Raw genomic sequence first — 26,671 nt, 5'->3', positions numbered from 1 at the left:
AGCTAGACCGACCGTCTGTCGAAAATTCAGTGACTATTCGGAGTTGTGTTCATGACGAACCAAATGGAACGGGAAGATGGCCCGTTGATGAAGCAAAACCTGTTCCTACCCTCGGGGTATTGCTTGGAATTTTGGGCCGCGGGCGACGGCTTTTTTCGTTTCAACATTGATGGGAAAACGGTTTGGCAGGCTCGGTCATTTGCCATCCATCCGGAGTTTTTCAAGTATCACCACAGGGAGGCTTGCGAGGTCACCATTGTCACCAATGCGCCGGACGCTGTTCTTTGGGCCTATGGGTATCAGCCTCAAACCGTGAACGAGACCGGTATAACAGTGTTTGAATTTTCGGAAAAAGGGATCCTTCAACGCACCGGTGCGGAAATTGAAGATTGGCTTCGGTCCGATCCGGATCGTCCTGCGCTTCATTTCTCGCCAATCCGGCATTGGATGAACGACCCCGTAGGTCTCTGCAAGATCGGCGAGCTATGGCACCTTTTTTATCAATTCCATCCCAGCGGCAGTGATTGGGGGCCGATGCACTGGGGACATGCGACCAGCCGCGATCTGGTCAATTGGCTTCACATGCCGGTCTTTCTGCATCCAGAACAGAACCTGTGGCGTCTCGGCGCCACAGGAGGCGCATTCTCCGGCAACGCCTTTCGGGATCGAGATGGAAGCTTGATGTTCTTTTACACCGAGCGCCTGCCCGCCTATGACCTTTTCAAGGGTTATCGGGAAATTCAGAAAATAGCGCGCCCAGATCGGCGGATGATCAAGGCGGAAGGCATTGTGACGGTGTTGGAGCAGCGTCCCGACGGGGTCGAGCACGACTTCCGCGATCCAAAGGTTTGGTGGGACGACGCAGCCAACGCCTATCGCATGATACTCGGCGCTTCGATCGAGGGCGATCCCGCGGTCTTGTTGTTCGGCTCCGGCGATGGCCTCGATTGGCAATATCTCAGGCCGCTCTACCGTGCGCCGGTTAACTTCCGCCAAGAAGGCGCACGTGCGGTCGAATGCCCGGATTTTCTTCGGCTGGGGGATAAGTGGGTTCTGGTGATGGGCTTTGTGGGCCATGTCGAGCCACGAACGCGGCGCCACAATCTTCTTTACGCGCTGATCGGTGAGTTGAACGACGACCATTTCGTGCCCGACACGCCGGAGCTGCAATTGCTGGATTTCGGGACTGACTATTACGCGATGCAGAGTTTCGATGCGGGAGGGCGCCAGATCGCGTTTGCCTGGCTTTTCAACTGGGAATACCGCAAGCCCGAGGGTTCATCCTATTCCGGCGAGATGTCCCTGCCGCGCGTTTTAAGCCTGAGCGAAGACAAGAAGAAGCTGCTCATGCTGCCAGTGACTGAAGTCGACGAGCGCTATGCCGCCGACCCTGTCATTGAGGACCAAAACGGCCAATACTCGCTGCCGAAAGCTCCCATTGAAATCCGGCTTGCCGGGCCGCTCGAAGGCAGCAAGCTTGTCGCGACGAAAGGTGGCGAGCTTGCTTTCGAGGTGAGCGTCGCCGACGGCATGCTTTCGATTCGCCTCGCCCAGGACGACGGCTCAATCCACTATGTGGCGGAGCTCGGCGAGGCGAAAGACCTTCGTCTGTTTCATGACTTCGGAATCGTCGAGATCTTCGCCGACGGCGGAGCGGTTTGTGGAACGCGCCGCGGCTACGTGAATATCGACCCCGATCGCCTGGAAATCTCGACCACTGCATCATCGCAGGTGCTTGAAAGGTATTCGAAACGATTCTCTGCTGCGGCGAAGCGCTGATTGACATGATTCCGGCTTCAATAAGCCACGGAGGGAGCGGCTACGTTCCCCATGCTGGCGGCGCCGTCTTCAACACTGCAATTGCGTTGGGACGACTGGGCATACAAACCGGCATGTTGGCAGGCCTGTCGAATGATCTGTTTGGAGAACAACTTATCTCGGCGCTCCGGAAAGCCAGGTCGATACGTCGCATGTGATTGTATCTGGCCGGCCAACGACACTTGCGTTCGTCAAACTCGAAGGAGGCCAGCCAAGTTATTCCTTCTTCGATGAGAATTCGGCGGGACGAATGCTTGCTCCCGATGATCTGCCGGTGCTCTCACCGCAGGTCAGGGCGCTGTTCTTTGGAGGCATCAGCCTGGCTTGCGAGCCGTGCGGGGAAACCTATACTGGGCTTGCGCGACAAGCGGAGGCTGGTCGGGTCGTCATGCTGGATCCGAATATACGGGCGCACTTCAATTCGGTTGATGCCTGACCACGTCCGACAACCAATTATCCACAGGAAAAATCGAGGCCAGGGCTGGCCTTGTCAACGACGTTGTCGTGATCTTTTTGAAGGGTCTCTGTGATCTCAGCGTGATCTTTTTGATCTATTGTGATCTTTTGTGCTGACAACTAACCCCTTGATAACAAAGGAGAATGGTGGGTGATCACGGGCTCGAACCGTGGACCCGCTGATTAAGAGTCAGCTGCTCTACCAACTGAGCTAATCACCCGTCCAGAACCGCGTTGCTGCGGTCTGATGGGGCGTATAATGGCCTTCGCCGGCCTTGTCTACCCCCACAGCGATTTTCTTTCCGGATTTCTCAAAAAAATCTGTATTGGCCCTTTAGGGCCTGTTTTTCAAAGATAAAGTTCGCCTGCTGCGACCTTCACCGCCTGCCCGCCTATCCGCGCGGTTACGATTTCACCACCGGAAACGTCGAGATGAAGGTGCAGCAGCGATGGCCGGCCCATTTCGACGCCCTGTTCGATCAGGAACGGATGATGCCCGTCGATCAACTGGTCGAAATGGTGGATCGCCCCGGAAAAGGCAGCAACCGCAGCGCCGGTCGCCGGGTCTTCGACGATGCCCATGGCGGGCGCGAACATGCGGGTGTGGAAGCGGGCTATATGATTGATCCCGCCACGACAGTAGAGATAGGCGCTGGCGAGCCGTCCCTCGGCCATCGGCGTGATCTGCTCCCAGATTGCTGCGTCGAATTCGACGGCGCCGGCCACCGCCACGTCATGCACCGGGATCATGACGAACGGAACGCCGGCACTCCAGAAGGTCGGCACGTGGTTCTCGAAACCGATCTGCGTCGCCTTCAGGCTGAAGGCATTGGCAATCTCCTGCCGGTCGAACTTCGCGTTGAGTTGCACCGACTTCCTCGGCATGTCGAATTCTGCGAAGGATGCCGACGGGGACCGGCGCCGCACGGCACAGCGCACGGGACCGACATTTTCCTCAAGCATCTGGACAAGATCATAGTCCTCGCCGTCGGCATCACGCGCGGCCTCCGCCAGGGCGATCGCCGCGCCGACCGTGGGGTGGCCCGCGAAGGGCAGTTCGTAGCCGGGCGTAAAAATCCGCAGCCGGGCGGTATGTGCAGGGTTCTCGGCAGGCTTGACGAACACAGTTTCCGACAAGTTGAACTCGATGGCGATCGCCTGCATCGCCGCGTCGCTCAGGCCGTCGCCATCGAAAACGACAGCCAGCGGGTTTCCTTCCAGCCTGTTGGCGGTGAAGACGTCGTAGATTGCATAGCGCCGCGCCACGGTAAGCTCCCTGTATGTTTTTTAATTCCAGACCTTGCACGGCAGACACCCTGCGGCAAGCGTAAAAAGCGTCACCACCTGTTCTTGAAAACCCATTCCAGGATCGGTGACATGAAAGGCTGATAGAGATGCAACCCCGGATCGGGGCTGCGGATGGCCAGGGCCTCGTCGATTTCCGGCTGGGGATCCTGAGCGATATGACCGGCGATGCGTTCGATCAGGTCCGCAGCCGTCGCGGAAAACCCGTAGGAGCGGAAAACCGTGATGACGCCCCTGTCGTGCAGCGCATGAAATCCAGACATGCTGTCGGCATCGGACAACGCAAGCCCGGTCTCTTCCAGCACCTCGCGTGCCATGTTTCCGTCCATGTCGCATATGCCATCGCGGATATCCTCGGGATCCAGCGACCCCGCCGCGCAGTAGACGCGCCCGGGATTGGCGGTGTGTTTGCCCATGCGAATTGCGATCACCGCACCATCTGACGAAACAATAACCGGGAGAGCAAACACGTGGATTGCCGAAGTCACCGGCCGTGTCCTCCTCCATAACAGGAATGTCGAGAACGGCACGATATGCGTTTCTCCGGAAATCACGCCGTCGCGAATTTGCACCGCGCGGGACAGCATCATGCGGCCGTCATAAAGGGCGGGATTGGCTGAAATCTCCTGCGCCCAGTTTTCCGCGATCTTGTCCTGCTCGGCGAGAAAGTAGGGATGCGGTCCCTCCGCTACGCGCAAGTCGACGTAGCTGACGGGAAAAACCAGGCGTTCATCGGGCCACTCGGATATGTTGCTGGTCAGTTGCGCCATGGGGATCACACGTTGAGGGAAATGACGACGGGGCAATGGTCTGAAGCTTTCGGCCGGTCCCATCCGGTTCTCGGATAGCGCTCGACCTCCTGTCCTTTCGGGAAGATCGTGCGGTAGGGCTGACCGGCACGAATGATTTCCGGCACGCTCGCCGGGTTGCGCTTGGCAAGAGCCGGCGAGAGCCAGATATAGTCGAGCTGACAGAGGTGTCGTTCCTCCGGTCCACGGCTGTGAAACAGCGTCCATCGGTCGAGTTCGGGCCGCCGCCGCATGGTGTTTTCGACAAAGCCGTCGTGGCTCAGAACGTCCAGCGCGCTCTGCGTTTCCTGCCGCGGCACGAAACTATAGCCGTTGCGCCGGTCGCCGAGCACGTCGATCCGCTCCTGATAGTCGTTCATGTCGCCGCAAATGGCGAACATCTTGTCCGCCATGTTGCCGGCGCCGAAACGGCTCTCGATGATGCGGCGGACAGCCGCCGCCTCTGCCCGCCTGACCGGCATCGTCGCCGTGCGCCCATCAAGCCCTTCGCGCGCCGGCCCCATCGATTTGAAGTGCACGACGAACAGGGTCAGCGGCCGCCCGCCTATGCGGAAGTCCAGTTCGAGACAGTCCCGTTTGAAGACGCGGTCACCGGGCACGTTGGTCGCGGCAAGCGCATCGTTGAAGAGATCGAAATCGGCATAGGTAACGGCGGCGTGGGATTTGACATCGACACACTCGATCTTCTGGCCGTCGCGGGTTTCCTCGCGCACCAGCACGGCGACGTCGATGCCGCGGCTGTCATTGCCCTCGATCAGATATTTCTGCCGGTAGCCGCTGCCAACCATCTTGAACAGATAGCCGTATTCGAAGGCCTGCAGCGCCGCCATGTTGTCGGCTTCCTGCAGGCAGAGAATATCGGCGTCGCAATCGGCGATCGCCAGCGCCGACATCTGCCGCGTATCGTCCGTGTGGGCGATGGTGCGAGCTTCCTCCAGCCGCTGATATTCCGCCTCACTCTTCACGTCAAAAAGCCTGAGGACACGGTCCTGCTTGAGGTTATTGCGAAAGCCGGAGAAATCGAACCTGCTCATCAGGTTCTCGATATTGAACGTGGCAAGGCGAAGGGACATCAGACGATTCCGTATGCGATCGCCGCGACTTTAGACAATCACCGGCAAAAGTCGAACGCCTTTCTCAAGGCCAGATCCACCTCTCCACCGGACGACAAAGGACCAAAATTGGAGCGATCGGTTGCCGGCGAATAATCAGGCTTGATGAGCCGTTCCTCATACGCAAGATCGATCCACGGTACGAAAGTGCATCAGGGGAAACCGCAATGCCACATTGGAAATCAACACTGGAAGCCGCGCTCATCATGATCGCTCTTCTCACGGGCGCCGCCGCGGCCCATGCCGACAGTTTCGGCGCAATCTCTCTGTCGCCGGCGACGGGGGCAACGGGCTGGTCACACGACTACGCGTCGCGGTGGAAGGCCGAGGAGGTGGCGCAATCCCATTGCTACAAGTATGCCGGCGATTGTCGCGTGGCGATCTGGTTCAAGAACGCCTGTGGCGCGGTGGCACGCGGACCGGACGGCTGGGGCGCAGACTGGGCGCCTGGACGCAGGCAGGCCCAAAGAGCGGCCGTGGCCGCATGTTCCAGTCATTCCTACGGTTGCGAGGTGATCCGCTGGCAGTGTTCCGGCGGACACTGACCGCAAGCTGGGTATGCACACAACAGCCATACCTGCCGGATGATGAACGTCCGTGGCCCCGGAGGAACCGCTGTCGTGGGGGGAAGGCCCTGATGCCCTGCCCCGGTCTGCGCGACATCAGGACCGGCGCTCCCTCTCAAAGGCGCAGCATTCCAAACTGCAACGGTATCCCTTGCTGATCCGCGTCGACATGTTCCGGGCAGTTGAACATATCTGGGGGGATTGGCCCGCGGCGGCCTAAACCTATTGATTATATTAGAAATACCTGCGATTCGAGAGCGGGGCGCAGCATGCGGGGCCAGGAGAAATCGATGAAACAGGGTACGCCATGGGGCGCGCGGCTGCGCTATGAGTTCGACAAGAGCATGGCCGCAGGACCGATCGCGCTGATCGGTTGGCTGGCGGTCATTTCGCTTATCGTCATTGTCGTCGCAGGGACCTTTCTCGCTTTCACGCAGATTGCGCCGGAAGGCGGTCAGCCGGTGAGCTTCGTTGAAGGCGCCTGGGAATCGCTGATGCGGACGATGGATGCCGGAACCATGGGCGGAGATGTCGGCTGGAGTTTCCGCGGCGTCTCGCTCTTCGTCACCATCGCCGGCATCTTCGTCTTCTCGGCCTTGATCGGCGTGCTGAGCTCCGGCCTCGAAAACAAGCTTGAGGACCTGCGCAAGGGGCGCTCCCAGGTTCTGGAAAATGACCACACCATCATCCTCAACTGGTCGCCGTCGATCTTCGACGTCATCTCCGAACTGGTCATCGCCAATAGCAGTCGCAGGAAGCCGCGCATCGTCATCATGGCCAACAAGGACAAGGTGGAGATGGAGGACGAGATCGCCACCAAGGTGGCTGACCTGAAGAACACCAAGATCATCTGCCGCAGCGGCGACCCGACCGATCTCTACGACCTCAGCATCGTCAATCCGCAGACATCCCGCTCCGTCATCGTGCTTTCGCCGGATGGCGACGATCCGGATTCGCAGGTGATCAAGAGCGTGCTCGCGCTCGTCAACGATCCTAACCGCCGGGCCAGACCCTATCAGATCGCCGCCGAAATTCGCGACAGTAAGAACGCCGATGTCGCCCGCATCGTCGGCGGCAGCGAGTTGCAGCTCATTCTAGCCGATAACCTGATTGCCCGCATCGTGGTCCATTCCAGCCGACAGTCGGGCTTGAGCGCCGTCTATTCTGAACTGCTCGATTTCGACGGCTGCGAGATCTACACGCTGGAGCAGCCCGGCATCACCGGCAAGAGCTTTGCCGCCGCCGTCATGGCCTACGAGACCTCGACGCTGATCGGGCTTTGCGACGAAGAGGGCAAGGTGCATCTCAATCCGCCACGCGGCCGCCTCTTCAAACAGGGCGAACGCGCCGTCATCATCGCCGAGGACGATGCCGCAATCAAATCCGGGACCAACGAAATCCGTATCGAGAAGGATGCCATCCTGCCCGCGCAAGCACGCGACCCGAGACCGGAGCGGACGCTGCTGCTCGGCTGGAACCGTCGCGGATCGGTCATCACCTTCGAGCTGTCGCGCTACGTCGCCCCCGGCTCGCTCCTCACGATCGCAGCCGACACGCCGGAACTGGAAGACGACATCAAAGCCCTCAAGGTTGCCAACGACAATATGACCGTCGACTACCGCATCATCGATACGAGCAACCGTGCCGAACTCGATGCGCTCGATATTCCGAGTTACGACCATGTTCTCGTTCTCGGCTACAGCGACCACATGGCACCGCAGCCCGCCGATACCCGCACGCTGGTGACGCTGCTGCAACTGCGCAAGATCGCCGAACAGGCTGGCCGGCACATCAGCGTCGTCAGCGAGATGACCGACGTGCGCAATCGGGAGCTGGCGGAAGTGACCCGCGCCGACGATTTCGTCGTCAGCAACAAGCTCGTCAGCCTGATGCTGGCGCAGGCTTCCGAGAACGAGTCGATGGCGGCTATCTTCGACGAGCTGCTCGACGAGGATGGATCGGAAATCTACATGCGCCCGGTCAGCGACTATGTGGCGATCGGTGAACCGGTCACCTTCTACACGATTTGCCTGGCGGCCCTGCGCCGCGGTGAAGTGGCCATCGGCTATCGCCGACAGCGCGACGACAATCCGGATCTGCGCAAGCTCGGCGGCGTTACGGTCAATCCGCGGAAGTCGGAAAAGCTGCTCTACAGCGAGACCGACCGCCTCATCGTCCTCGCCAGGAACTAGGCAACAACGACAGAACAGGGCGACGGCTTTTCCAGTCGCCGCCCCTTTCCTTTTCGCCGAACTGCCCTAGTTTCGCCGCGTCTTCGCATTCTCAAATCGATTGGCTATCATCATGGACTATCGTCTTCTCGGCCGCTCCGGCCTCAAGGTTTCGACACTGACCATCGGCACCATGACCTTCGGCGGCAAAGGCTGGGCCAGGACCGTCGGCGACCTCGGCGTCAACGAGGCGCGCAGGCTTGTCGATCTCTGCCTCGATGCCGGCGTCAACCTGATCGACACGGCGGATGTCTATTCGCAAGGCGTGTCGGAAGAAATCATCGGTGAAATCACCGGCGGCCGACGCAAGAACGGCGTGCTGATCGCAACCAAGGCCCGGTTCCCGATGGGCGACGGCCCGAACGACGCAGGCTCCTCCCGGCACCATCTGATCCGCGCCTGCGAAGCGAGCTTGAAGCGGCTGAAAACCGACGTTATCGATCTCTATCAGTTGCACGAATGGGACGGCCAGACGCCGCTTGAGGAAACCATGGAAGCGCTCGACATGCTCGTGCGCCAAGGCAAGGTCCGCTATATCGGTTGCTCGAATTTCTCCGGCTGGCACATCATGAAGGCGCTTGGCGTCAGCGCTGCCGACCGGCGCCCGCGCTTCGTCAGCCAGCAGATCCACTACACGCTCGAATCGCGCGACGCCGAATATGAACTCCTGCCGGTCTCGATCGACCAGGGCCTCGGCGTGCTCGTCTGGAGCCCGCTGGCCGGCGGCCTTCTTTCCGGCAAACACCGGCGCAACAGGACGGCGGAAGGATCACGCCAGCTCGCCGGCTGGGACGAGCCGCCGATCCGCGACGAGGACCGCCTCTGGGCCATCGTCGATACCCTTGTCGACATTGCTGAAAACCGCAGCGTCTCCGCCGCGCAAATCGCCCTCGCCTGGCTGATCGGCCGCAAGGCCATCACCTCCGTCATCATCGGCGGCCGCACCGAAGCCCAGTTCAAGGACAATCTTGCCGCAGCAGACCTCACTCTGTCTGATGAAGAACGCCAGCGCCTCGACAAGGTCAGCGCCCCGCCGGTGCTCTACCCTTACTGGCACCAGTTGCGTACGGCAAAGGACCGGCTCGGTGAAGCGGATTTGTCGCTGCTCGGACCTTATATCTGATTCCGAATCAAATCGTCGTCAGCAGCAGGCTCGTTTCCGATTTCGACACCCCGTCCATTGCCCGGATATGACGCAGCACGCGGTCGAATTCTGCCAAATTCTCCGTCTGGATCTCGGCAACGAGGTCCCAGGCGCCGTTGGTCGTATGCAGCGCGCGGATTTCCGGGATGCCGCGCAGCATCTTGATCGCCGATACCGTCTTCTGACCCGTGATCTCGATCAGCATTACCGCACGAACCGCGTGCGGATCCTCCGCCGCCGCTATCCGCACCGTGAACCCGGCAATGATCCCCTCGGCGGTCAGCCGGTCGATCCGGTTCTGTACCGTTCCGCGCGAAATTTTCAGCAACTCCGCCAGCTTCGAGATCGAAGCGCGGCCATCCGTTCTGAGAATTGCCAGCAAACGCCGGTCGATCGTGTCCATGAAGCCTCGCCTCTATCAATTCGCTAAACGATCATGTCATTTTGACAAAAATATCAAGCAAATTTCCATAATATTGCCGTTTCGCTTCATCGAACGGCCCGCTAGTGTTTGTGAGCCTCATCAATGCAGGCCCTAGCAGTCTCTCCGGAGGATCAATCAAATGCTGTCCAACCACCCCTCGACGATTCCTCATCCGCTATCGCGCGCCGGCGAATTGTCCATTGAAATGACCCGTTGGCAGAGTGTGACGGAGAGCGATGACGAGGCCGCCTTTTCCGGACGGCTGATGGCGCTACTCGGCGACACCCCCTATTTCCGAAGGCATCCGGAGCAACTGCTGGCGCTGGACAGCCATGGCGACCCGACCCGGCAGAACGTACTGGCGCTGGTGCGCGGCAAAGGCCGCCGATGCCTCGTGCTGGCTGGACATTTCGATACCGTCTCGATCGCCAATTACGGCTCGCTGGCCTCGCTCGCCTGCGAGCCGGAAGCGCTTACCAAAGCTCTGATCGAGGAATTGTCGAACAAGGCACGCAACCCGGCGGAGGAAAAGGCGCTCATCGACCTCTTGAGCGGCGATTTCCTCGCTGGTCGCGGCCTGCTCGACATGAAAAGTGGTCTCGCAGCCGGTATCGCCGCACTCGAGCGGTTTGCTGGACGCGATGAACCGCCCGGCAACCTGTTGTTTGTTGCCACGCCGGACGAAGAGAACCGGTCGCGCGGCATGCGCACGTTCCGAGACGCCTTGCCGGCAATCGCCGAAAAATTCGACCTCGACATCATCGGCGGCATCAATCTGGACGCCAGCGGCGACTATGGCGACGGAACGGAAGGCCGCGCCGTCTATCTGGGCTCGGTCGGGAAGTTCTCGCCCTTCGCCTTCGTCGCCGGCCGGCCGACCCACGCCGGATATGCCTTCAACGGCGTCAGCGCGCATCTGATCGGTGCCGAAATCATGCGCGCCATGGAAATCAACAGCGCGCTTTGCGACGAGGCTCACGGCGAGCTTTCGCCCGCGCCGGTCTGCCTGGAGGCGAATGACGTGCGCCACGGCTACGAAGTCACCACACCCGCGCATGTCTGGCTGTCGTTCAACTGGCTGACGCACCGGCGCACGCCAGAAGACGTGCTCAACGAATTCCGCGCGCTCGTCGCCGCCGCCATGCGAACGGCACTCGATGCGCAGACACGCAATGCGAAGAATTTCTTCGACCGGCAAGGCACCGGTCACGCCGGATCACACGAGGGGCGAGTGCTGTCCTACGCCGAATTGCACGAACTGGCCGTCGCTCATGGCAGACAGGCCGCGGCCGATCGGCTAAACGCGCTCGATCAGTCGTTGTCAAGCGGCGAAGACCCGCTGTCGACCACCCGCCAGATCGTCGCGGCGACGCTTACGGAAGCGGGCCTCGAAGGGCCGCTGGTGATTATCGGCTTCTCCACCCTGCACTATCCGCGGGTCCATCTGGACAGCGCCGGAACGGCAGGCCGCATTTTCGAGCAAAACGTGATGTCGGCCGCCGAAAGATGCGCGGAACGGCACGGGACGGGCATCAAGGCAAAGCAGTTCTTCGCCGGCATCTCCGATATGAGTTTTTTCGGACACCGTGCGGCCACGGAACAGACACACATTCTGTCCAGCAACACGCCATGTTCGGCCTTCGTCGACGAGGCACCGGACGGGCTTTTGTCCTATCCGGTGGTCAATATCGGCCCATGGGGCCGCGACTATCATCAGAAATGGGAGCGCGTCCAAATGACCTATGCGTTCGACGTGCTCCCGGATGTGATTTTCGAGGCGGCCGTCGCCTGCCTCGAAGACAAGAGTTAGGCCGCCAGAGCCTCCTCGCCGATCAGCCCGCCGAGGCGGGAAATCCCCTCCTCGATCATCGCCTCGTCGGCGCAGGAGAAGCTGACACGGCAGGTATTCGCGCCGGAACCATCCGCGAAGAAGGCTTTGCCTGGCACAAAGGCGACCTTTGCCGTCGCCAGCGATTTGGCAAGCAGCTCGGCACCATCCATGCCGGCCGGCAAGGTCAGCCAGACGAACATGCCCCCTTCCGGCGCCGTCCAGCTCACATCCGCCGGCATGTATTTGGCGAGGGCGGCCAGCATGGCGTCACGCCGCTTGCTGTAGACGGCCTTGAGCTTGGCGACCTGCTTGTCGAAGCCACGTTCGGCGACATGGCAGATCGCCATCTGGTTGATGGTCGAGGAATGCAGGTCGGCCGCCTGCTTCATCAGTACCAACTTGCGGATCACCGGGTTGGAGGCGCAAACCCAGCCGACGCGCAGGCCGGGCGCCAGCGTCTTGGAGAAACTGCCGCAATAGATCGTCCGGGTTTCGTTGATCGAGCCCTTGCGGGCGATCTCGAGCGAAAGAATCGGCGGCACGGCCTCGCCGTCGTACCGCAGCGACTGGTAGGCGGCGTCCTCGATGAGGGCGATATCGAGTTCTTCGGCGAGTTCCAGCACCTTTTTTCGGGCGGCAAGGTCGAGCGTCTCACCGGTCGGATTGGCGAATTCGGCCGACATATAGGCGAACTTCACCCGTCCGCCGGCTTCCGCCGCAACATCACGATAGGTCTGCGGCGTGCGGTTGCCGGAGGGCGACAGCTGGTCGTAAGCCGGCTCATAGGCGTTGAAGGCCTGCAATGCACCGAGATAGGTGGGCCATGTCACCAGCGCCGTATCGTTCGGCGACAGGAAGAGCTTGCCTAGATAGTCTAGCGCCTGCTGCGAGCCGGAGGTGATCAGGATGTTTTCCGCTTCGCACGGAATGCCGATAGCGGCCATGCGGCCGGCAAGCCACTGGCGCAGCGGCAGGTAGCCTTCGCTCACCGAATATTGCAGGGCGGCACTGACGGCCGGACCACCGAAGATATCGGCATAGGCAGCCTTGAAGTCCTCGTCCGGAAACAGCGCCGGGTCGGGAATGCCACCGGCAAAGGAGATGATGTCCGGCCGGTCCAAGAGTTTCAGAAGTTCACGGATTTCCGAAGCGCGCATCCGTGAAGACCGCGTCGCGAATATCTTTTCCCAATCGAGCATGGAAGTTTCCTCAGGTTATGCTTTTGCCGGAGCACAACACGGCTGGTTTATTAAGTCAATAATACTGACCTATATTTCGACATGGAACTACCTTTTCTCTCCCTATTCGGCCGATGGTGATGGCCAAACGAGTCGATGACGGGATTGCCCAGCGGGTCACGGTCATGTGCGAAGGTTGCGGAAGCTTGATCGGAAAGAGCGAGATGCGCGAAATGGAGCCAATTCGGGGGATGACAATTCACAAGGACAGGCACGCGGCTTGATCGCGCCCGCTGCGCTTACGGTCATTGTCCGCCTCAGTTCCGGAAGATTGATCAGGCCTCGTGGTGCCCGAACATGCTGAGGACCAGCAGCAACACGATGGCGCCGAGGATCAAGGCGTCGAACAAGGCGAAATGGTAGAAGAAGGTCTCCATCGCAGTATCCTCCTGTCAAAAAGAATACTGCAAAAGCCTAAATATTCCAAATATTACGGTTGTCGGGTACAGACAAAACGGAAACGCCGGAGATCTCTCTCCGGCGCCCAGTATAGAGCAGGCGCAACACACAAATGTTGCTTTGCAGCAAAGATTAGTTCTTGGCCTTGTCGACCAGCTTGTTCTTGCCGATCCACGGCATCATGCCGCGCAGCTTGGCGCCGACTTCTTCGATCTGGTGGTTGTCGTTCATGCGGCGGATACCCTTGAAGCGGGCAGCACCCGAACGGTATTCCTGCATCCAGTCGGAGGTGAACTTGCCGGTCTGGATGTCGTGCAGGACGCGCTTCATCTCAGCCTTGGTCTCTGCCGTGATGATGCGCGGGCCGGTGACATATTCGCCCCACTCCGCCGTATTGGAGATCGAGTAGTTCATGTTGGCGATGCCGCCTTCATAGATCAGGTCGACGATCAGCTTCACTTCGTGCAGGCACTCGAAATAGGCCATTTCCGGCGCATATCCGCCTTCGACCAGGGTTTCGAAACCGGCGCGGATCAGTTCGACCAGACCGCCGCAGAGAACGACCTGTTCGCCGAAGAGGTCGGTTTCGCACTCTTCCTTGAAGTTGGTTTCGATGATGCCCGAGCGGCCGCCGCCGACGCCGCAGGCGTAGGAGAGAGCAAGGTCAAGCGCGTTGCCGGAAGCGTTCTTCTCAACGGCAACGAGGCAAGGAACGCCGCCGCCCTTCTGGTATTCGCCGCGAACCGTGTGGCCCGGGCCCTTCGGCGCGATCATGACGACGTCGAGCGTGTCTTTCGGCTCGATCAGGCCGAAATGAACGTTGAGGCCGTGCGCGAAAGCGATGGCAGCGCCGTCGCGGATGTTGCCGGCGATTTCAGCCTTGTAGATGTCGGCCTGCAGTTCGTCCGGGGTCGCCATCATCAGAAGGTCGCCCCACTTGGCGGCGTCGGCAACGGTCATGACCTTGAAGCCGTCGGCTTCGGCCTTCTTGATGGTGGCCGAACCGGCCTTCAGCGCGATGACGACGTTGTTGGCACCGCTATCCTTCAGGTTCAGCGCATGGGCACGGCCCTGCGAACCATAACCGACGATAACGACGTTCTTGGACTTGATGAGGTTGAGATCGGCATCACGATCGTAATAGACGCGCATTGTATTTTCCTTCCCTTTGCTTGTCTCTTTAAGTCTTTCCGGCCGCCCTCAGGACTGGACCGAACCCTTTTCGCGGCCGTAGAGGCGAAGGAAGGCCGAAACCGCCCGCTCCGCTCTCCGTCCGAAATCCTTGGCCATACGGCCGCTATCCTCGCCGAGCAGCATGCGCAGATGCAGATCGGAAACGATCAACCCATAAAGCCTGTCATAGGCCTCGTCACGATCATCGAACGCAAGCAACCCGGCACGACGTCCCGCTTCCAGCAACGCCCCTGCCCGCTTGCCGACCTGCCGCCGGCCGCGTTCCTGCAGCATCGATCCAAGCTTGGAGCCTTCCCGGCTCGCCTGCCCGATCGCCAGCCGGTTCAGCGCCAGCGACACGTCGCCGGCCAGAACTTCCAAGAGGTCACGCGCGAAGAGAACCAGATGCTCCCGTAACGTGACTTCCGTCAATGCCTCGGCGTTATCTTCGAACGTGCGGACCTTGCTTGCCTGGAAGCCGATCATCGCCGAAAGCAAGCCGTCGCGATCGCCGAACCATTTGTAGAGGCTTTCCTTCGAACAGTTGGCGGCCCGCGCCACGCCGGCGGTCGTCAAGGCCTTCTCGCCGCCATCGACAAGCAGCCGCAACGCGCTGTCCAGAACGGCGTTCTGGCGCGGCGAATAATCCGGCTGATGCGGGTGGGTGGCAAGCGGCAAAAATCCGACTCCAGTGACAGTACCGTACGGTACGGTTCGCCGGTTATGCCGCAAATCGGGAAGGCGGTCAAGGCTCCTCTTAATAAGGGGACTTAATTGAGTCATTCCGCCAACATTCACGCCCCCACCGCCGCCATCTGGTCGAGGACATCTTGATTACTGGGCAGAATGTCGGCGCGGTCGACGCCTGGTGGCAGTTGCCACCCAATAGCGGGATTGCCCCGACGACGGACGCCTCAAAAACGAGAAACCGCCCGCCCCTACCTGCAGCATCTGCGCTCATGCTGGACCGGCGGACACTTCACCGAACCGAACGAGCAAAACACACAGCATTCCCCCGGATTGGGGCGCAGCAGAGTCCTGCAGTTGAGACACTCGTAGAAGAACTGGCAGGCGTCCGTGGGCATGGTTTCCAGCTTGGTGAAGCCGCAACGCGGGCAGGTCAAAACGGATTCGAGAACGACAGCACTCATTGCCATCACCTTCTACGCGGCGCGCCGAGAACGAATTTTCTCAACACTCAACGTCCGTCGTTTGCGTGTCAGCCGATACGGGCGAGCACCGGCAAATTCTCCAGGGAGCAGCCAACGCCGTGGCACGGCCGTCCTTCGGCCATCCGTTTTCAATGACTTGTCAGTCATTTGAGCCATGCGAATGCCCTCCTGTTCCGACGTCATTCCGTCGCGTAGACGGTCTGTGCCTTGCCGTCCTTGGTGACGGTGTAGATCACGAATTTTTCAGTCTTGGTCCCGGTCATGCCGGGCGATCCCATCGGCATTCCCGGCAGGGTGATGCCGGCGATCGCGGGCTTCTCGCTGAGGAGCTTGCGGACGACGTTCACGGGCACGTGTCCGTCGATGACGTAGCCGTCGATGAACATCGTGTGGCAGCCTTCCATCCCTTCCGGCACGCCCGCCTTGTGGCTGATCTCGAGGAGGTCGTTGGTAGGCTTGACGTCGACCTCAAAACCGTTGTCGCGAAGGTAGGCGGCATAGCCCTCGCAGCAGCCGCACTGCGGGTTCTTGTAGAGGGTCGCCTGAAGCGGCTCGGCAATCGCCGGTGTCGCGAAGGCGATGAGAGCGGTGAGGCTGGCGAAACGGATTGTACGGTTCATTTCGGTTTCTCCTTGGATAAATAAGTGCTGGTTTCAAGCAACGCGCAGCACGGTCATCAGACCTGCCATCTGGTGATCCATGACATGGCAATGCAGCATCCAGTCGCCGGGATTGTCGGCGACGAAAGCGACCTCGACGACGTCCTTCGGTGCCATCAGCACGGTGTCCTGCCACTGGCGATGCGGGACGGGTTTGCCGTTGCGGCTCAGCACCGCCAAGCTGTGCCCATGGAAATGCATCGGATGCCACCAGGCGGTTTCGTTGCGCAGCGTGAGGATGACGCTGCGGCCGCGTTGGAATGTCAGGGCAGGCTCCATTCCGGCATGGCCGTCGCCTGACATCGACATGCCGTTGATCGCCCATGTCGGACTGCCGACCATGCCCATCATTCCATGCATCATCCCCCCGCCCTGCATGCCACCCATGCCGCTCATCATGCCGCCCTGGAGGGTCAGGTCGTGACGCTCGATCGCGGCAAGGTCGGGTTCCGGCAAAGGATTGCGCGGCAGGTCAAGCGAGGCGTCGAGAGGGTGCTCGCGGACTGGCGGACTGCCGTCGTAGGCGAGCTGCGTCACCAGATAGGACAGGCCGTCATAGAAATCGTCGATGACGCCGTAGCGCCGACCCGGTTCGCCCTGCATGTCGATCATGACATCGACGCGCATGGCGGGACCGAGCAGGATGTGGTGGCGCTCGGGCACATGCGGATCGCAGGGCTGACCGTCGATCGCGACGATCAAGGGCCTGTGCCCCTCAAAGCGCAACGCCATGATACGGGCGAGCGAGCCATTGACGAGGCGCAGGCGGATGCGTTCTCCGGCCCGGACCGGTTCGTCTTCCGAGACTTGGCCGTTCAGCGTGACCGTATTGCCGACGCGGCCGGACATCGCCGCCTCCATACGGTTGCCGAAGCCGGAGGCGATCCCGCCTTCCGAGGTCAGTCGCCAATCGGCCAGGAACCAGAGAAGATCACGATCGACAATGACGGGTTGGCGTTCCTCGACGATCACCGGTCCGGCCAAACCTCGGCCGAGCTGCTCGAGACTGTTGGCGTGCGGATGGTACCAGAAGGTCCCCGCATCCGGCGGGGTGAATTCGTAGACGAAGCTCCCGCCCGGTTTGATCGGCGGCTGGGTCAGGCCGGGAACGCCGTCCATGGCGTTGGGCAGCCTGATTCCATGCCAATGGACGGTAGTCGCCTGATCGAGCCGGTTTTCGACGACAAGACGGGCCGGCTCGCCTTGGCGCAGGCGCACGAGCGAGCCCGGTATGGTGCCGTCATAGGCCCAGACATCGGTTTCCGGACGACCTGCACCAGCAAGACGTGCACGGGCTGGGACGGCGACGATCCGATACTCGTTGGACCCCGCCGCGTGTCCCGGCAATGGCAATGCAGTGGTCAGCAGGAGCCCAGCGCCGGTGCGGAGCAATTCCCGGCGCGACACTAGGCTATTGGATTCGGTATTCACATTCGATCCTTCCAATCATCGTGGATGAAGGAACGCATCGGCCTATGGGGATTTCTCTCACCGTGTCGGCCGCTCGGCGCAGAACAGCGCATACGTTTCGCTTGCCCGGCCCGGTCGCTTGACGCGACAGCCGAGGCATCAGCGGATGTCGGAGGTTCGTGGCGGATAGGGATCGGGGAGCAAGGCCCTGCCGTGCAGGAGCGGATCGCCCGTTACAATGAAAGCGGCCATCTCGTCGACCAACACGGGCACCGCAGCAGCGGGCAGCGTCGCAAGAACCGGGGCGGCGCAGACACTTCCGCAGGCCATCGCCTTCATGCCGTTGTCACCGGGCTGGTCGGGGCAGTCCTGACAGCCACCATGATCCGGCATGCCCATCTCGGACATGGTCGCCATCCTGGCCGTCATGCCGCTTGCCTGAGCAACCGACAGGCTCATCCCCGCGGCGATAAAAGCCGCGAGGAGCAAGGAGAAAAGCTTACGAGCCGACCAGTGTCTCATGACACAAAGAATTACGCCGAACTGCGTTAAAAACAAGCCGTGAAGGCATCTCATAGCGTTCGGACGCCCGCAGCCCGGCTGGTCGGCGGCGGGCGCTGCGGCGCATCCAACCACCCTGCCAGCACGGCCATGTGGGCACCCACGACATATTGGGAACTTGAGACCGGTTCTCACGCGCGATCCTGCCGAATATTGCGCCGCCGCCAAACGTATTGGAGACAGCCAGAGACAAACCCCAAAATGGATCCTGGCATCCGCCCACCCCGGTTCCGTTTCAAGACCGGTTCCGCTAGTGTGCGGCTGCCGACACGCCCCTCTTCCCGGAGTTTTCATGCCTCACCTGAATAAAGCCGCCAGGCTTCTGTCCGCCGCCCTGATGCTGATGGCTGTGCCGGCGGCGGCGCAATCCGATGAAGAGGTCTATAACCGGATCGAAGCCCTGCACGGCAATGCCGGAGATCTTGCCGAGCCGCTGCTGAGCCTGGCGGAAGCCATGGGCAACGGCGATGCGGCAACGATCGCCGGTCTCGCCAAATACCCGTTGCGGGTCGCCGCCAATGGCGAAAGCTATGACATTCAGAACGCCGACGATTTCGTTGAAAATTTCGACGTCCTCGTCACGCCGGAAACGCGCGAGGCCGTTGCACACCAGAAATATGACCAACTCTTCGTCAACAGCGATGGCGTCATGCTGGCGGACGGCGCGGTCTGGATGAGCGGCATCTGCGACAATGACGATTGCAGCTCATCGCATTGGGCCGTGACCCGCATCAACAACTGACGCTGCTCCAAGGAAACCATGCCTCTCACTCGGCGCGCCCGTCAACGGATCTGTCGCGCATGGTCTCCTTCTGCGTAATCAGCCGCGCGCTGTGCTGGCCGCTGAGGTAGCTCCACAGCCAACTCCAGGCAACGGCGAAGCGGCTTCGCGTGCCGATGAGGAAGTAGATATGGGCAATCCCCCATATCCACCAGGCGAGCGTCCCCTTCATCCTGACGCGTCCGAAATCGATGATCGCCGAGCGCTTGCCGATCGTTGCCAGGCTGCCCTGGTGGCGATAGCGGAAACCGGCAGGCTCCGCCTGGCCGTTCAGCCGGGTTCGGATGACCTTTGCGACGAAAGCACCCTGCTGCTTTGCAGCGGGCGCGATACCCGGCACCGCGGTGCCGTCCTCCCGCAAGACCGAAGCCGTATCGCCGATGATGAAGACATCCGGATGGCCGGGCGCGGTGAGGTTCTTCTCGACGACGGCACGGCCGGCACGATCCGCCGCGATGCCGAGCCATCGGGCGGCCGGCGAAGCCTGAACCCCCGCGGCCCAGACCATGGTGCGACACGCGATGAAATTGTCGTCTATCGTCACGCCCGCTTGCGTGCAGGCCGTTACCTTCTGCCCGGTGCGCACTTCGACACCGCGTTTTTCCAGAGCATGATGCGCATAGGCCGACAGGTCTTCGGAAAATCCCGGCAGAACACGCGGGCCGGCCTCCACGAGGATAACCCGCGTTGTGCGCGTATCGATGCGGCGAAACTCCTTCGGCAGGGTGGACTGCGCGAGTTCGGAGATCATACCCGCCAGTTCGACACCGGTAGGCCCGGCACCGATGATGGTAAACGTCAAAAGCGCATCGCGCCCCACCGGATCGGTCTCGACTTCCGCCCGCTCGAAGGCGAGCAGCACGCGTCTTCGAATGGTCGTTGCATCCTCCAGCGTTTTCAAACCCGGAGCCACCGCTTCCCACTCGTCTTTTCCGAAATATGTGTGAGTGGCACCGGTCGCCAGCACCAGTGTGTCATAAGGGACGGTCGTGCCGTTGGACAGGCGAATGGTTTTCGCACCCGCATCGACACCGTCGACCTCGGCCAGCACCGTCGTCACCTCCGGCCGGTCGCGATACAGCCGGCGGATCGGCCACGCAATCTCCGAGGTCGCCAGAAGGGTCGTGGCCACCTGATAGAGAAGCGGCTGGAAAAGATGATGATTCCTTTTGTCGACGAGCGTGATGTCGAGCGGTGCGCCTTTCAGATCGTTGACGAGCTGAAGGCCGCCGAATCCGCCTCCGACGACGACCAGATGGTGACGGCTCGATGCTGGCATTTGCGCAATCTCCATTTCGCGCCGCAGTGTCCACGCTCCGTTGGCCCGACACAACTGCTCTGTCGGAATGGCTGCCCTGTTGAAAGACCTCAGCCTACCCGGCAGCGGGCGGCGAGAAAGTCAAGGAACACCCGCACCCGCGCCGGCATATTACCGCCCTGGCCGAGAAAGACCGCGTGCACATCTTCGCTGTCCGTCGCCGTGAAGGCCTCGAGCACCGGCGTCAACGCTCCACGTACGAAATCCTCCCGCACCTGAAAGTCGGCAAGACGTGCCAGCCCTGCCCCGGCAAGCGCAAGCTCGCGCAAGGCCTCGCCGTCGCTGGCTTGGATGTTCCCCGCCGGCTTGATCGTCAGGTTGACGCCGCCCGCAACGAAAGGCCAGCCGCCGGTAGCGCGGACGTAACTCGGTCCGAGCAGATTGTGTTTCTGCAGGTCGTCGGGATAGTGCGGCACGCCCCTGCGCTCGATATAGCCGGGTGCCGCGGCGATGTGCATCTTCACCGTTCCAAGCTTGCGCGCCATCAGCGCCGAACTTTTCAGGGGCCCTGCCCGAACGGCCACATCGGCGCGGTCTTCCAGGAGATCGACGACACTATCGGTTAATGACAGGTCCAGTGACACATCCGGATAAAGTGCCATGAAGTCCGCCAGCACCGGCAACAGGATATGCCTCCCGAAGGGAATGTTGCAGCTGACACGAATCCGCCCGCTCGGACTGTCGGCCAAGGCCGCGGCGCTTTCGGCCTCGTCGAGATTGGCCAGAACCCGCACGCCATGTTCATAGTAGCGGCAGCCTTCCGGCGTCAGTTGCAGTTTGCGGGTCGAGCGGTTGACAAGCCGCGCATTGAGCCGCGCCTCCAGCCGCGAGACCAGCTTGCTGACCGCCGACGGCGTCATGGCGAAGTGGCGGGCAGCCGCCGAAAAGCCGCCGAGATCGACAACCCGCACGAACACCTCCATCTCGCCCGATCGATTGACGTCCAGCCGTGCCATTGTGACTTCACCTCACAAATCCTGTGCTTGTCTGCTGTCTAGTTCCGAAATCGCGCCGCGTCCATATCTCCTCCATCAGGACATCAGGAGATCGTCATGCGTGACCAGCACAAAACCGCCCTCATCGTCGGCGCCCAGGGCGTCATCGGAGGCAACCTCGCCCGCCATCTCGAAACGCTCGACGACTGGGCGATCATCGGCCTGTCCCGCCGCGGTGGCGTTTCAACCGGAAAAATCCGGCACATCTCGGTTGATCTGCTCGATCCTGGGGATGTCGCACGAAAGGCGAGTGACCTCACCACGGTGACGCATATCTTCTACGCCGCCTATCAAGACCGTCCCACCTGGGCCGAACTGGTCGAGCCCAATTTGGCCATGCTGGTGAATGTCGTCACCGCCGTCGAGCGCGTGGCACCGGGCCTTGAGCACGTCAGCCTGATGCAGGGCTACAAGGTCTACGGCGCCCATCTCGGGCCCTTCAAGACACCGGCCCGCGAAGACGAAGACAACCATATGCCGCCCGAATTCAACATGGACCAGCAGGCGTTCCTGCAGACCCGGCAACAGGGCAAATCATGGACCTGGTCGGCGCTGCGCCCCTCCGTTGTCATCGGCACCGCCACCGGCAATCCGATGAACCTTGCCATGGTGATCGGCCTCTACGCCTCTATGTCGAAGGAACGCGGCCTGCCCCTGCGCTTTCCCGGCAAACCAGGCGCCTACGATACGCTGCTCGAAATGACCGACGCCGGACTGCTCGCCAGGGCGACCGTCTGGGCCGCCACCAATCCGCAATGCGCCAACCAGGCCTTCAACATCGCCAATGGCGATCTCTTCCGCTGGAACGAGATGTGGCCGAAGATTGGCCGCTTCTTCGAGATGGAAACCGCCGCTCCTCTCCCGATGTCGCTCAAGGTCGTGATGGCGGACAAGGCTGGACTCTGGCAGCAGATGAAAGAGAAATACGGCCTTGCCGATCACCCCTATGAAGCAGTCTCCTCCTGGGCCTTCGGCGACGCGGTGTTCGGCTGGAATTACGACTTCTTCGCCGACGGCACGAAGGCGCGCCGACTGGGATTCCATGGCTATGTGCAGTCCGACGAGATGTTCCTGTCGGTCTTCCGCAAGATGCGGGAACAGCGGATTATTCCGTGAGCTCAAAGGCGAAAGCGGTGCCGCCCCTACCGCGCATACTCCACCGGCACCGCCATCCCGCTCTTCAGCACCTCCATCGAGATCGAGGCCGAGACGTCGAACAGTTCCACCTTGCGGACGATCTGCTTGTAGATCACGTCGTAGTGCTCGACGCGCGGCAGCACGACCTTCAGGATGTAGTCGTAATTGCCGGTCAGCCGGTGCGCCTCGACGATCTCGGGAATATCGGCGATCACCTTACGGAAGAGGTCGATCCAGTCGTCGGAGTGATGGGCGGTCTTGATCAGGGCGAAGACGGTTGTCGGAATACCCATCCTGTCACGATCGAGCACCGCGATGCGGCGCGCGACATAGCCAGTCTCCTCCAGCCGCTGGATGCGCCGCGAGCAGGCCGAGAGCGACAGGCTCACCCCTTCGGCGAGGTCGCCGACAGAAAGGCTCGCATCCTCCTGCAGCAATGACAGAATCTTCCGGTCTCTTTCGTCCAGCACGCCATTCCCTCCCCATTAAAGTAGCACAAACGCGATAAATTTGCACGATATTAGGCATTAATGCAAAAAATACGCGCAAACGGTCGCGATGTCACTAAACAAAGCAAACACTTTCCGCTCGCTCCGGGCGACAATCCCTGCATCAGAAAACAAGACAGGACAGGAACAGCCTCATGCGCAAGATCGGCCTCATCGGTGGAATGAGCTTTGAAAGCTCGGCAGTCTATTACCGCATGATCAACGAAGCCGTGCGCGAACGCCTCGGCGGCCTGCATTCGGCCGAAGTCATGCTGCATTCCGTCGATTTCCAGAGCATCGTCGACCTTCAGAAGGCCGGCCGCTGGGATGATGCCGCCAAGCGCCTCGCCGAGGTCGCGCAAGGCCTTGAGGCGGCAGGCGCATCCTGCGTGCTGATCTGCACCAACACGATGCACTTGATCGCCGACGCGGTTCAGTCGTCCATTTCGGTTCCGTTGATCAACATCATCGACGAGACCGCCGCATCCATGAAGGCCGCCGGCGTCAAGCGCCCGCTGCTTTTGGCTACGCGCTACACGATGGAACACGGCTTCTACACCGGCCACATGGCGGCGCGTGGCATCGAGGTCATGGTTCCGAACGCCGAGGACCGCACCCTCGTGCACGACATCATCTTCAACGAACTCTGCGCCGGTGCCGTCCTCGACACCTCCCGCCAGGCGCTCATGACGGTCATCGAGCACGCCAAAAGTGAGGGCGCCGACGCCATCATCCTCGGCTGCACCGAGATCTGCCTGATCCTCGATCCGCACAACCTGCCCCTGCCCGGCTTTGATTCCACCGCGATCCACGCCGAAGCGGCCGTTGATTTCGCGCTGAAAGGTTTATCGCAGCCTGGCCAACAGGCGGCCTGACGCCGTCGCAATTTATTTGACTCAGTCAACTAAATAATGGCAATCTTCCAGCAGGGAGATTGCCATGAACACACACGCGACCTTGCATGATCCGCCGGCCGACCGCATCGAGACCGTGCGGGCCTTCAACCGCTTTTACACCAATCAGCTCGGCCTGCTCGGCCGCGCCTTTCTCGACAGCCGCTTCACCCTGACCGAAGCGCGCATCATCTACGAATTGGCGGCGCGGCCCGGTCTGCCGGCGAAAAAGCTGATCGAGGAATTGCATCTCGACCCGGCTTATCTCAGCCGCATCCTGAAAAAATTCCGCAACGACGGGCTGCTTCTTACCAGGCCGGACCCGCAGGATCAGCGCAGCCAGTTGCTTGAACTGACCGCAGAGGGTGTGTCGCAGGCCCGCGCGCTTGCCGTCCGCTCCCGTGAGGAGATCGCGGCCATGCTGTCGCCGCTGAATGCCGCACAGCAGGAGATGATCGCCACGGCCATGGGGCGGATCGAAACGCTGCTTTCGGCCCCGTCAGTCAGGAACTTCACGCTTCGTGCGCACCATCCCGGCGACATCAGCTGGGTTCTTGGCCGCCAGACAAAGCTTTACATCGAGGAATATGGCTGGAACGGCGAGTATGAAGGGCTAATCCTGCAGATCGCCGCCGATTTCATCCAGAATTTCAAACCCGGCCGCGAGTTCTGCTGGATCGCGGAATTCGGCGGCGAGATCGCCGGTTCGGTGTTTCTGGTCGATGCCGGCGGCGGCACCGCCAAACTGCGGCTGCTCTATGTCGAGCCCTTCGCCCGCGGTCTCGGCATCGGCCGCGCGCTGGTGCGCCAATGCATCACCTTTGCCCGAGAGGCTGGCTACGAAACGCTGACGCTGTGGACCAACGACGTTCTCGCCAGCGCCTGCAAGATTTACGAGGCGGAGGGCTTCGTTCTTGTTGCCGAGGAACGGCATCACAGCTTCGGAAAGGATCTGAACGGCCAGACGTGGCAGCTCGGGCTCTGATAGCAGCAGCGACGACCGGGCCGATACTACGCCATGCCGCTGAGCAGGCTAAGGTCCTCTTGCCACCTGCATTCGGTCAGGCCGGCAGGCCCGAAGGGATCGATCAGCGTGCCTGCCACGATCGACGCCAACAGCCCCGGCATCGGTGGAATTTTGGCGATGGTGGAAACCAGCCGGTCGCGCACCCAGGCGATGACGGTCGAATCCGACTGATAGAAAGGCGTAAACGCGAGCGACAGCAGCTGGAACAGCCGCACGTGATTGTGGCGCGCCCGGGCATAGGCCGCAAGCGCGGACGGGATATCGGCACAGCACGCCAGCGCATGGCTGAGCGCCGCCGCATCGAGCAGCGCCATATTGGCACCTTGCCCCAATTGCGGGCTGGTTGAATGGGCGCTGTCGCCGATGAAGACCAGCCGGTCCGAAAAGGGCGGCAAGGCGGTCCGGTGCGCGTAACGCGCCAGCGTCAGCTGATCCCAATCCTCGATCTGGTCGAGAAACGGCACGCAGTCCGGCCAGTAGCCACGTACAACCGCCTTCCATCGGTCGAGCCCGGCCGCCTTGACCGCCTCGACATCGGCAACCTTCAGGCTCCAGAAGAAGGCCACCCGCTCCGGCTCATCCCTCCGTGTCCGCCCGGCCGGCAGCACGCCGACCATCACCTTGGCCTTGTCGTAGCGCTGCGACAGGGCGCTTTTGTCGTAGACCGCGCCTGCCCCGTCGAGCGTCGCCCAGAAGGCGCCATAGGTCAGGTCGCGAACGGAAGGCGCGGAAACGGACCTGGCAGCCAGCATCGAACGCGCTCCGCTGGCATCGATCACCAGATCGTAGTCGCCAACCTCCACGCCTTCCGCATTCTTCAGCACGGCACGATCGCCGCGTAGTCCGGCGGAGGCAAGATCGATGCCGGTGCGGATCCGGATGCCGCCAGCAACGGCCGCGTCATGCAGCGCATTGAAGAGCGCAGCCCGCTGCACCGCAAGGCCATACCGCCCGCCCGGGGCAGCGTCATAGCGCACGTCGAGCACGGTGCGCCCGCTCTTGGCATCGGCGCCGTGCAGCCGGTCGATCCGGCTGCCGACGGCGCAGATGGTATCGGACAGCCCAAGCGCGTTGAGAACAGTGAGCCCCGTCGGCTGCATCAACAGTCCGGACCCGACCGGCGCCGGCGTCTCGAACCGTTCGAGGATTTCGACGCGGTGACCGGCGCGCGACAAAAAAAGGGCCGCGGCAAGACCTGCCGGTCCGGCTCCCGCCACGCCAATATCGAGCTGTTTCATCAATGCTATCCAGATATCGTCCCCATCGACATCTGTAGCAGCCTGCGCCACGAACCGTAAAGCGAGGCAAGCGCGGTCACATCGTCATGCGGCTGCGTCATATTCCGCCCGCGCCGCCCGGATCGCGTCATGATGCGCCGTCGACCAGTCGACCAGTCCCTTGACGAGCACGAGGAAGGACTGTCCAAGCGCCGTCAGCCGGTATTCGACACTCGGCGGCTGGGTCGGAAAGACCGCGCGGCCGATATAGCCGTCGCGCTGCAGGTCGCGTAGCGTCTGGGTCAGCATGCGCTGGGAGATATCCGGGATCAGCCTCCGCAACGCCGAAAAGCGCATCGGTCCGTCGGCCAGCGCCAGGATCATCAGCGTGTTCCATTTACCGCCGATATTGTCGATGACGTCGCGGACGGGGCAATCCTGGCGGGAAAACGCCATGCCCATGACGACGATCACCCGCTCGCCCACCGGTTTGCCTGCTGCTTTGTT

General features: G+C 61.3%; 26 protein-coding genes and 1 tRNA gene. 10 read left to right on the top strand and 17 right to left on the bottom strand.

Annotated elements, in window-relative coordinates; genetic code table 11:
• Window positions 1-87: 87 nt before the first annotated feature.
• Window positions 88-1,779, top strand: coding sequence for a glycoside hydrolase family 32 protein (locus ACSQ2W_RS15450; protein WP_436087802.1), 1,692 nt, complete (start codon window positions 88-90; stop codon window positions 1,777-1,779).
• 5 nt (window positions 1,780-1,784) lie between these two features.
• On the top strand, window positions 1,785-1,976 hold the full coding sequence (locus ACSQ2W_RS15445) for a PfkB family carbohydrate kinase (RefSeq protein WP_436087041.1): 192 nt from the start codon (window positions 1,785-1,787) through the stop codon (window positions 1,974-1,976).
• A 443-nt stretch (window positions 1,977-2,419) separates the two neighbouring features.
• Here the strand turns inward: ACSQ2W_RS15445 and ACSQ2W_RS15440 are convergent.
• From ACSQ2W_RS15440 to ACSQ2W_RS15425, 4 genes are all read right to left on the bottom strand, one after another.
• Window positions 2,420-2,495, bottom strand: a tRNA-Lys gene (locus tag ACSQ2W_RS15440).
• 127 nt (window positions 2,496-2,622) lie between these two features.
• Window positions 2,623-3,540: a PhzF family phenazine biosynthesis protein gene (locus ACSQ2W_RS15435; protein WP_436087040.1), complete on the bottom strand. Its 918-nt coding sequence runs from the start codon at window positions 3,538-3,540 to the stop codon at window positions 2,623-2,625.
• Window positions 3,541-3,611: 71 nt separating this feature from the next.
• On the bottom strand, window positions 3,612-4,349 hold the full coding sequence (locus tag ACSQ2W_RS15430) for an NUDIX hydrolase (RefSeq protein WP_436087039.1): 738 nt from the start codon (window positions 4,347-4,349) through the stop codon (window positions 3,612-3,614).
• A 5-nt stretch (window positions 4,350-4,354) separates the two neighbouring features.
• Window positions 4,355-5,461, bottom strand: a complete 1,107-nt coding sequence (locus ACSQ2W_RS15425) for an endonuclease/exonuclease/phosphatase family protein (RefSeq protein WP_436087038.1) — start codon at window positions 5,459-5,461, stop codon at window positions 4,355-4,357.
• 206 nt (window positions 5,462-5,667) lie between these two features.
• On the opposite strand from ACSQ2W_RS15425, the gene ACSQ2W_RS15420 reads away from it, so the two are divergent.
• From ACSQ2W_RS15420 to ACSQ2W_RS15410, 3 genes are all read left to right on the top strand, one after another.
• On the top strand, window positions 5,668-6,045 hold the full coding sequence (locus ACSQ2W_RS15420) for a DUF4189 domain-containing protein (protein WP_436087037.1): 378 nt from the start codon (window positions 5,668-5,670) through the stop codon (window positions 6,043-6,045).
• A gap of 311 nt (window positions 6,046-6,356) precedes the next feature.
• A complete protein-coding gene (locus ACSQ2W_RS15415) occupies window positions 6,357-8,258 on the top strand; it encodes a CASTOR/POLLUX-related putative ion channel (protein ID WP_436087036.1) in 1,902 nt (633 codons plus the stop codon).
• 112 nt (window positions 8,259-8,370) lie between these two features.
• A complete protein-coding gene (locus ACSQ2W_RS15410; protein ID WP_436087035.1) occupies window positions 8,371-9,420 on the top strand; it encodes an aldo/keto reductase in 1,050 nt (349 codons plus the stop codon).
• A gap of 7 nt (window positions 9,421-9,427) precedes the next feature.
• Here ACSQ2W_RS15410 and ACSQ2W_RS15405 read toward each other — a convergent pair whose 3' ends face one another.
• Window positions 9,428-9,844, bottom strand: a complete 417-nt coding sequence (locus tag ACSQ2W_RS15405) for an Lrp/AsnC family transcriptional regulator (RefSeq protein ID WP_112846249.1) — start codon at window positions 9,842-9,844, stop codon at window positions 9,428-9,430.
• A gap of 160 nt (window positions 9,845-10,004) precedes the next feature.
• Here ACSQ2W_RS15405 and ACSQ2W_RS15400 point away from each other — a divergent pair, with 160 nt between their 5' ends.
• The gene (locus ACSQ2W_RS15400; RefSeq protein WP_436087034.1) at window positions 10,005-11,675 is read left to right on the top strand and encodes a M20/M25/M40 family metallo-hydrolase; all 1,671 of its coding nucleotides are present in this window, start codon (window positions 10,005-10,007) and stop codon (window positions 11,673-11,675) included.
• On the opposite strand, the gene ACSQ2W_RS15395 is transcribed toward ACSQ2W_RS15400, so the two are convergent.
• The 7 genes from ACSQ2W_RS15395 to ACSQ2W_RS15365 all read right to left on the bottom strand — a co-directional run bounded on the left by ACSQ2W_RS15395 (window position 11,672) and on the right by ACSQ2W_RS15365 (window position 18,176).
• A complete protein-coding gene (locus ACSQ2W_RS15395; protein WP_436087033.1) occupies window positions 11,672-12,895 on the bottom strand; it encodes a PLP-dependent aminotransferase family protein in 1,224 nt (407 codons plus the stop codon). The genes ACSQ2W_RS15400 and ACSQ2W_RS15395 overlap by 4 nt on opposite strands.
• 570 nt (window positions 12,896-13,465) lie before the next feature.
• Window positions 13,466-14,485: a ketol-acid reductoisomerase gene (gene ilvC, locus ACSQ2W_RS15390; RefSeq protein ID WP_436087032.1), complete on the bottom strand. Its 1,020-nt coding sequence runs from the start codon at window positions 14,483-14,485 to the stop codon at window positions 13,466-13,468.
• 48 nt (window positions 14,486-14,533) lie between these two features.
• Window positions 14,534-15,184, bottom strand: a complete 651-nt coding sequence (locus ACSQ2W_RS15385; protein WP_436087031.1) for a TetR/AcrR family transcriptional regulator C-terminal domain-containing protein — start codon at window positions 15,182-15,184, stop codon at window positions 14,534-14,536.
• 260 nt (window positions 15,185-15,444) lie between these two features.
• The gene (locus tag ACSQ2W_RS15380; RefSeq protein ID WP_436087030.1) at window positions 15,445-15,657 is read right to left on the bottom strand and encodes a GDCCVxC domain-containing (seleno)protein; all 213 of its coding nucleotides are present in this window, start codon (window positions 15,655-15,657) and stop codon (window positions 15,445-15,447) included.
• A gap of 200 nt (window positions 15,658-15,857) precedes the next feature.
• Window positions 15,858-16,298, bottom strand: coding sequence for a DUF411 domain-containing protein (locus ACSQ2W_RS15375; RefSeq protein ID WP_436087029.1), 441 nt, complete (start codon window positions 16,296-16,298; stop codon window positions 15,858-15,860).
• A gap of 33 nt (window positions 16,299-16,331) precedes the next feature.
• Window positions 16,332-17,768: a multicopper oxidase family protein gene (locus tag ACSQ2W_RS15370; RefSeq protein WP_436087028.1), complete on the bottom strand. Its 1,437-nt coding sequence runs from the start codon at window positions 17,766-17,768 to the stop codon at window positions 16,332-16,334.
• A 138-nt stretch (window positions 17,769-17,906) separates the two neighbouring features.
• Window positions 17,907-18,176 (bottom strand): hypothetical protein, encoded by a 270-nt coding sequence (locus ACSQ2W_RS15365; protein ID WP_436087027.1) that lies wholly within the window; start codon window positions 18,174-18,176, stop codon window positions 17,907-17,909.
• A 424-nt stretch (window positions 18,177-18,600) separates the two neighbouring features.
• On the opposite strand from ACSQ2W_RS15365, the gene ACSQ2W_RS15360 reads away from it, so the two are divergent.
• On the top strand, window positions 18,601-19,050 hold the full coding sequence (locus tag ACSQ2W_RS15360) for a hypothetical protein (RefSeq protein ID WP_436087026.1): 450 nt from the start codon (window positions 18,601-18,603) through the stop codon (window positions 19,048-19,050).
• 25 nt (window positions 19,051-19,075) lie between these two features.
• Here the strand turns inward: ACSQ2W_RS15360 and ACSQ2W_RS15355 are convergent, their stop codons facing one another.
• Window positions 19,076-20,368, bottom strand: coding sequence for an NAD(P)/FAD-dependent oxidoreductase (locus ACSQ2W_RS15355; RefSeq protein WP_436087025.1), 1,293 nt, complete (start codon window positions 20,366-20,368; stop codon window positions 19,076-19,078).
• A gap of 89 nt (window positions 20,369-20,457) precedes the next feature.
• A complete protein-coding gene (locus ACSQ2W_RS15350; protein WP_436087024.1) occupies window positions 20,458-21,363 on the bottom strand; it encodes a LysR family transcriptional regulator in 906 nt (301 codons plus the stop codon).
• A 96-nt stretch (window positions 21,364-21,459) separates the two neighbouring features.
• On the opposite strand from ACSQ2W_RS15350, the gene ACSQ2W_RS15345 reads away from it, so the two are divergent.
• A complete protein-coding gene (locus ACSQ2W_RS15345) occupies window positions 21,460-22,518 on the top strand; it encodes an SDR family oxidoreductase (RefSeq protein ID WP_436087023.1) in 1,059 nt (352 codons plus the stop codon).
• A gap of 26 nt (window positions 22,519-22,544) precedes the next feature.
• Here the strand turns inward: ACSQ2W_RS15345 and ACSQ2W_RS15340 are convergent, their stop codons facing one another.
• Window positions 22,545-23,009 (bottom strand): Lrp/AsnC family transcriptional regulator, encoded by a 465-nt coding sequence (locus ACSQ2W_RS15340; protein WP_436087022.1) that lies wholly within the window; start codon window positions 23,007-23,009, stop codon window positions 22,545-22,547.
• 173 nt (window positions 23,010-23,182) lie between these two features.
• Here ACSQ2W_RS15340 and ACSQ2W_RS15335 point away from each other — a divergent pair, with 173 nt between their 5' ends.
• Together ACSQ2W_RS15335 and ACSQ2W_RS15330 are read left to right on the top strand one after the other, a co-directional pair.
• Window positions 23,183-23,902 (top strand): aspartate/glutamate racemase family protein, encoded by a 720-nt coding sequence (locus ACSQ2W_RS15335; protein WP_436087021.1) that lies wholly within the window; start codon window positions 23,183-23,185, stop codon window positions 23,900-23,902.
• A 64-nt stretch (window positions 23,903-23,966) separates the two neighbouring features.
• Window positions 23,967-24,905, top strand: coding sequence for a bifunctional helix-turn-helix transcriptional regulator/GNAT family N-acetyltransferase (locus ACSQ2W_RS15330; RefSeq protein WP_436087020.1), 939 nt, complete (start codon window positions 23,967-23,969; stop codon window positions 24,903-24,905).
• A gap of 26 nt (window positions 24,906-24,931) precedes the next feature.
• On the opposite strand, the gene ACSQ2W_RS15325 is transcribed toward ACSQ2W_RS15330, so the two are convergent.
• Together ACSQ2W_RS15325 and ACSQ2W_RS15320 are read right to left on the bottom strand one after the other, a co-directional pair.
• A complete protein-coding gene (locus ACSQ2W_RS15325; protein WP_436087019.1) occupies window positions 24,932-26,185 on the bottom strand; it encodes an FAD-dependent oxidoreductase in 1,254 nt (417 codons plus the stop codon).
• A gap of 84 nt (window positions 26,186-26,269) precedes the next feature.
• Window positions 26,270-26,626, bottom strand: a complete 357-nt coding sequence (locus ACSQ2W_RS15320; RefSeq protein WP_436087801.1) for a winged helix-turn-helix transcriptional regulator — start codon at window positions 26,624-26,626, stop codon at window positions 26,270-26,272.
• Window positions 26,627-26,671 lie beyond the last annotated feature (45 nt).

It is taken from the genome of Pararhizobium sp. LjRoot255 (assembly GCF_964252905.1).
Lineage (GTDB): Bacteria > Pseudomonadota > Alphaproteobacteria > Rhizobiales > Rhizobiaceae > Pararhizobium.
Note: the sequence above shows the minus strand (reverse complement) of the source record. Positions and strands in the feature narration are given on the sequence as shown.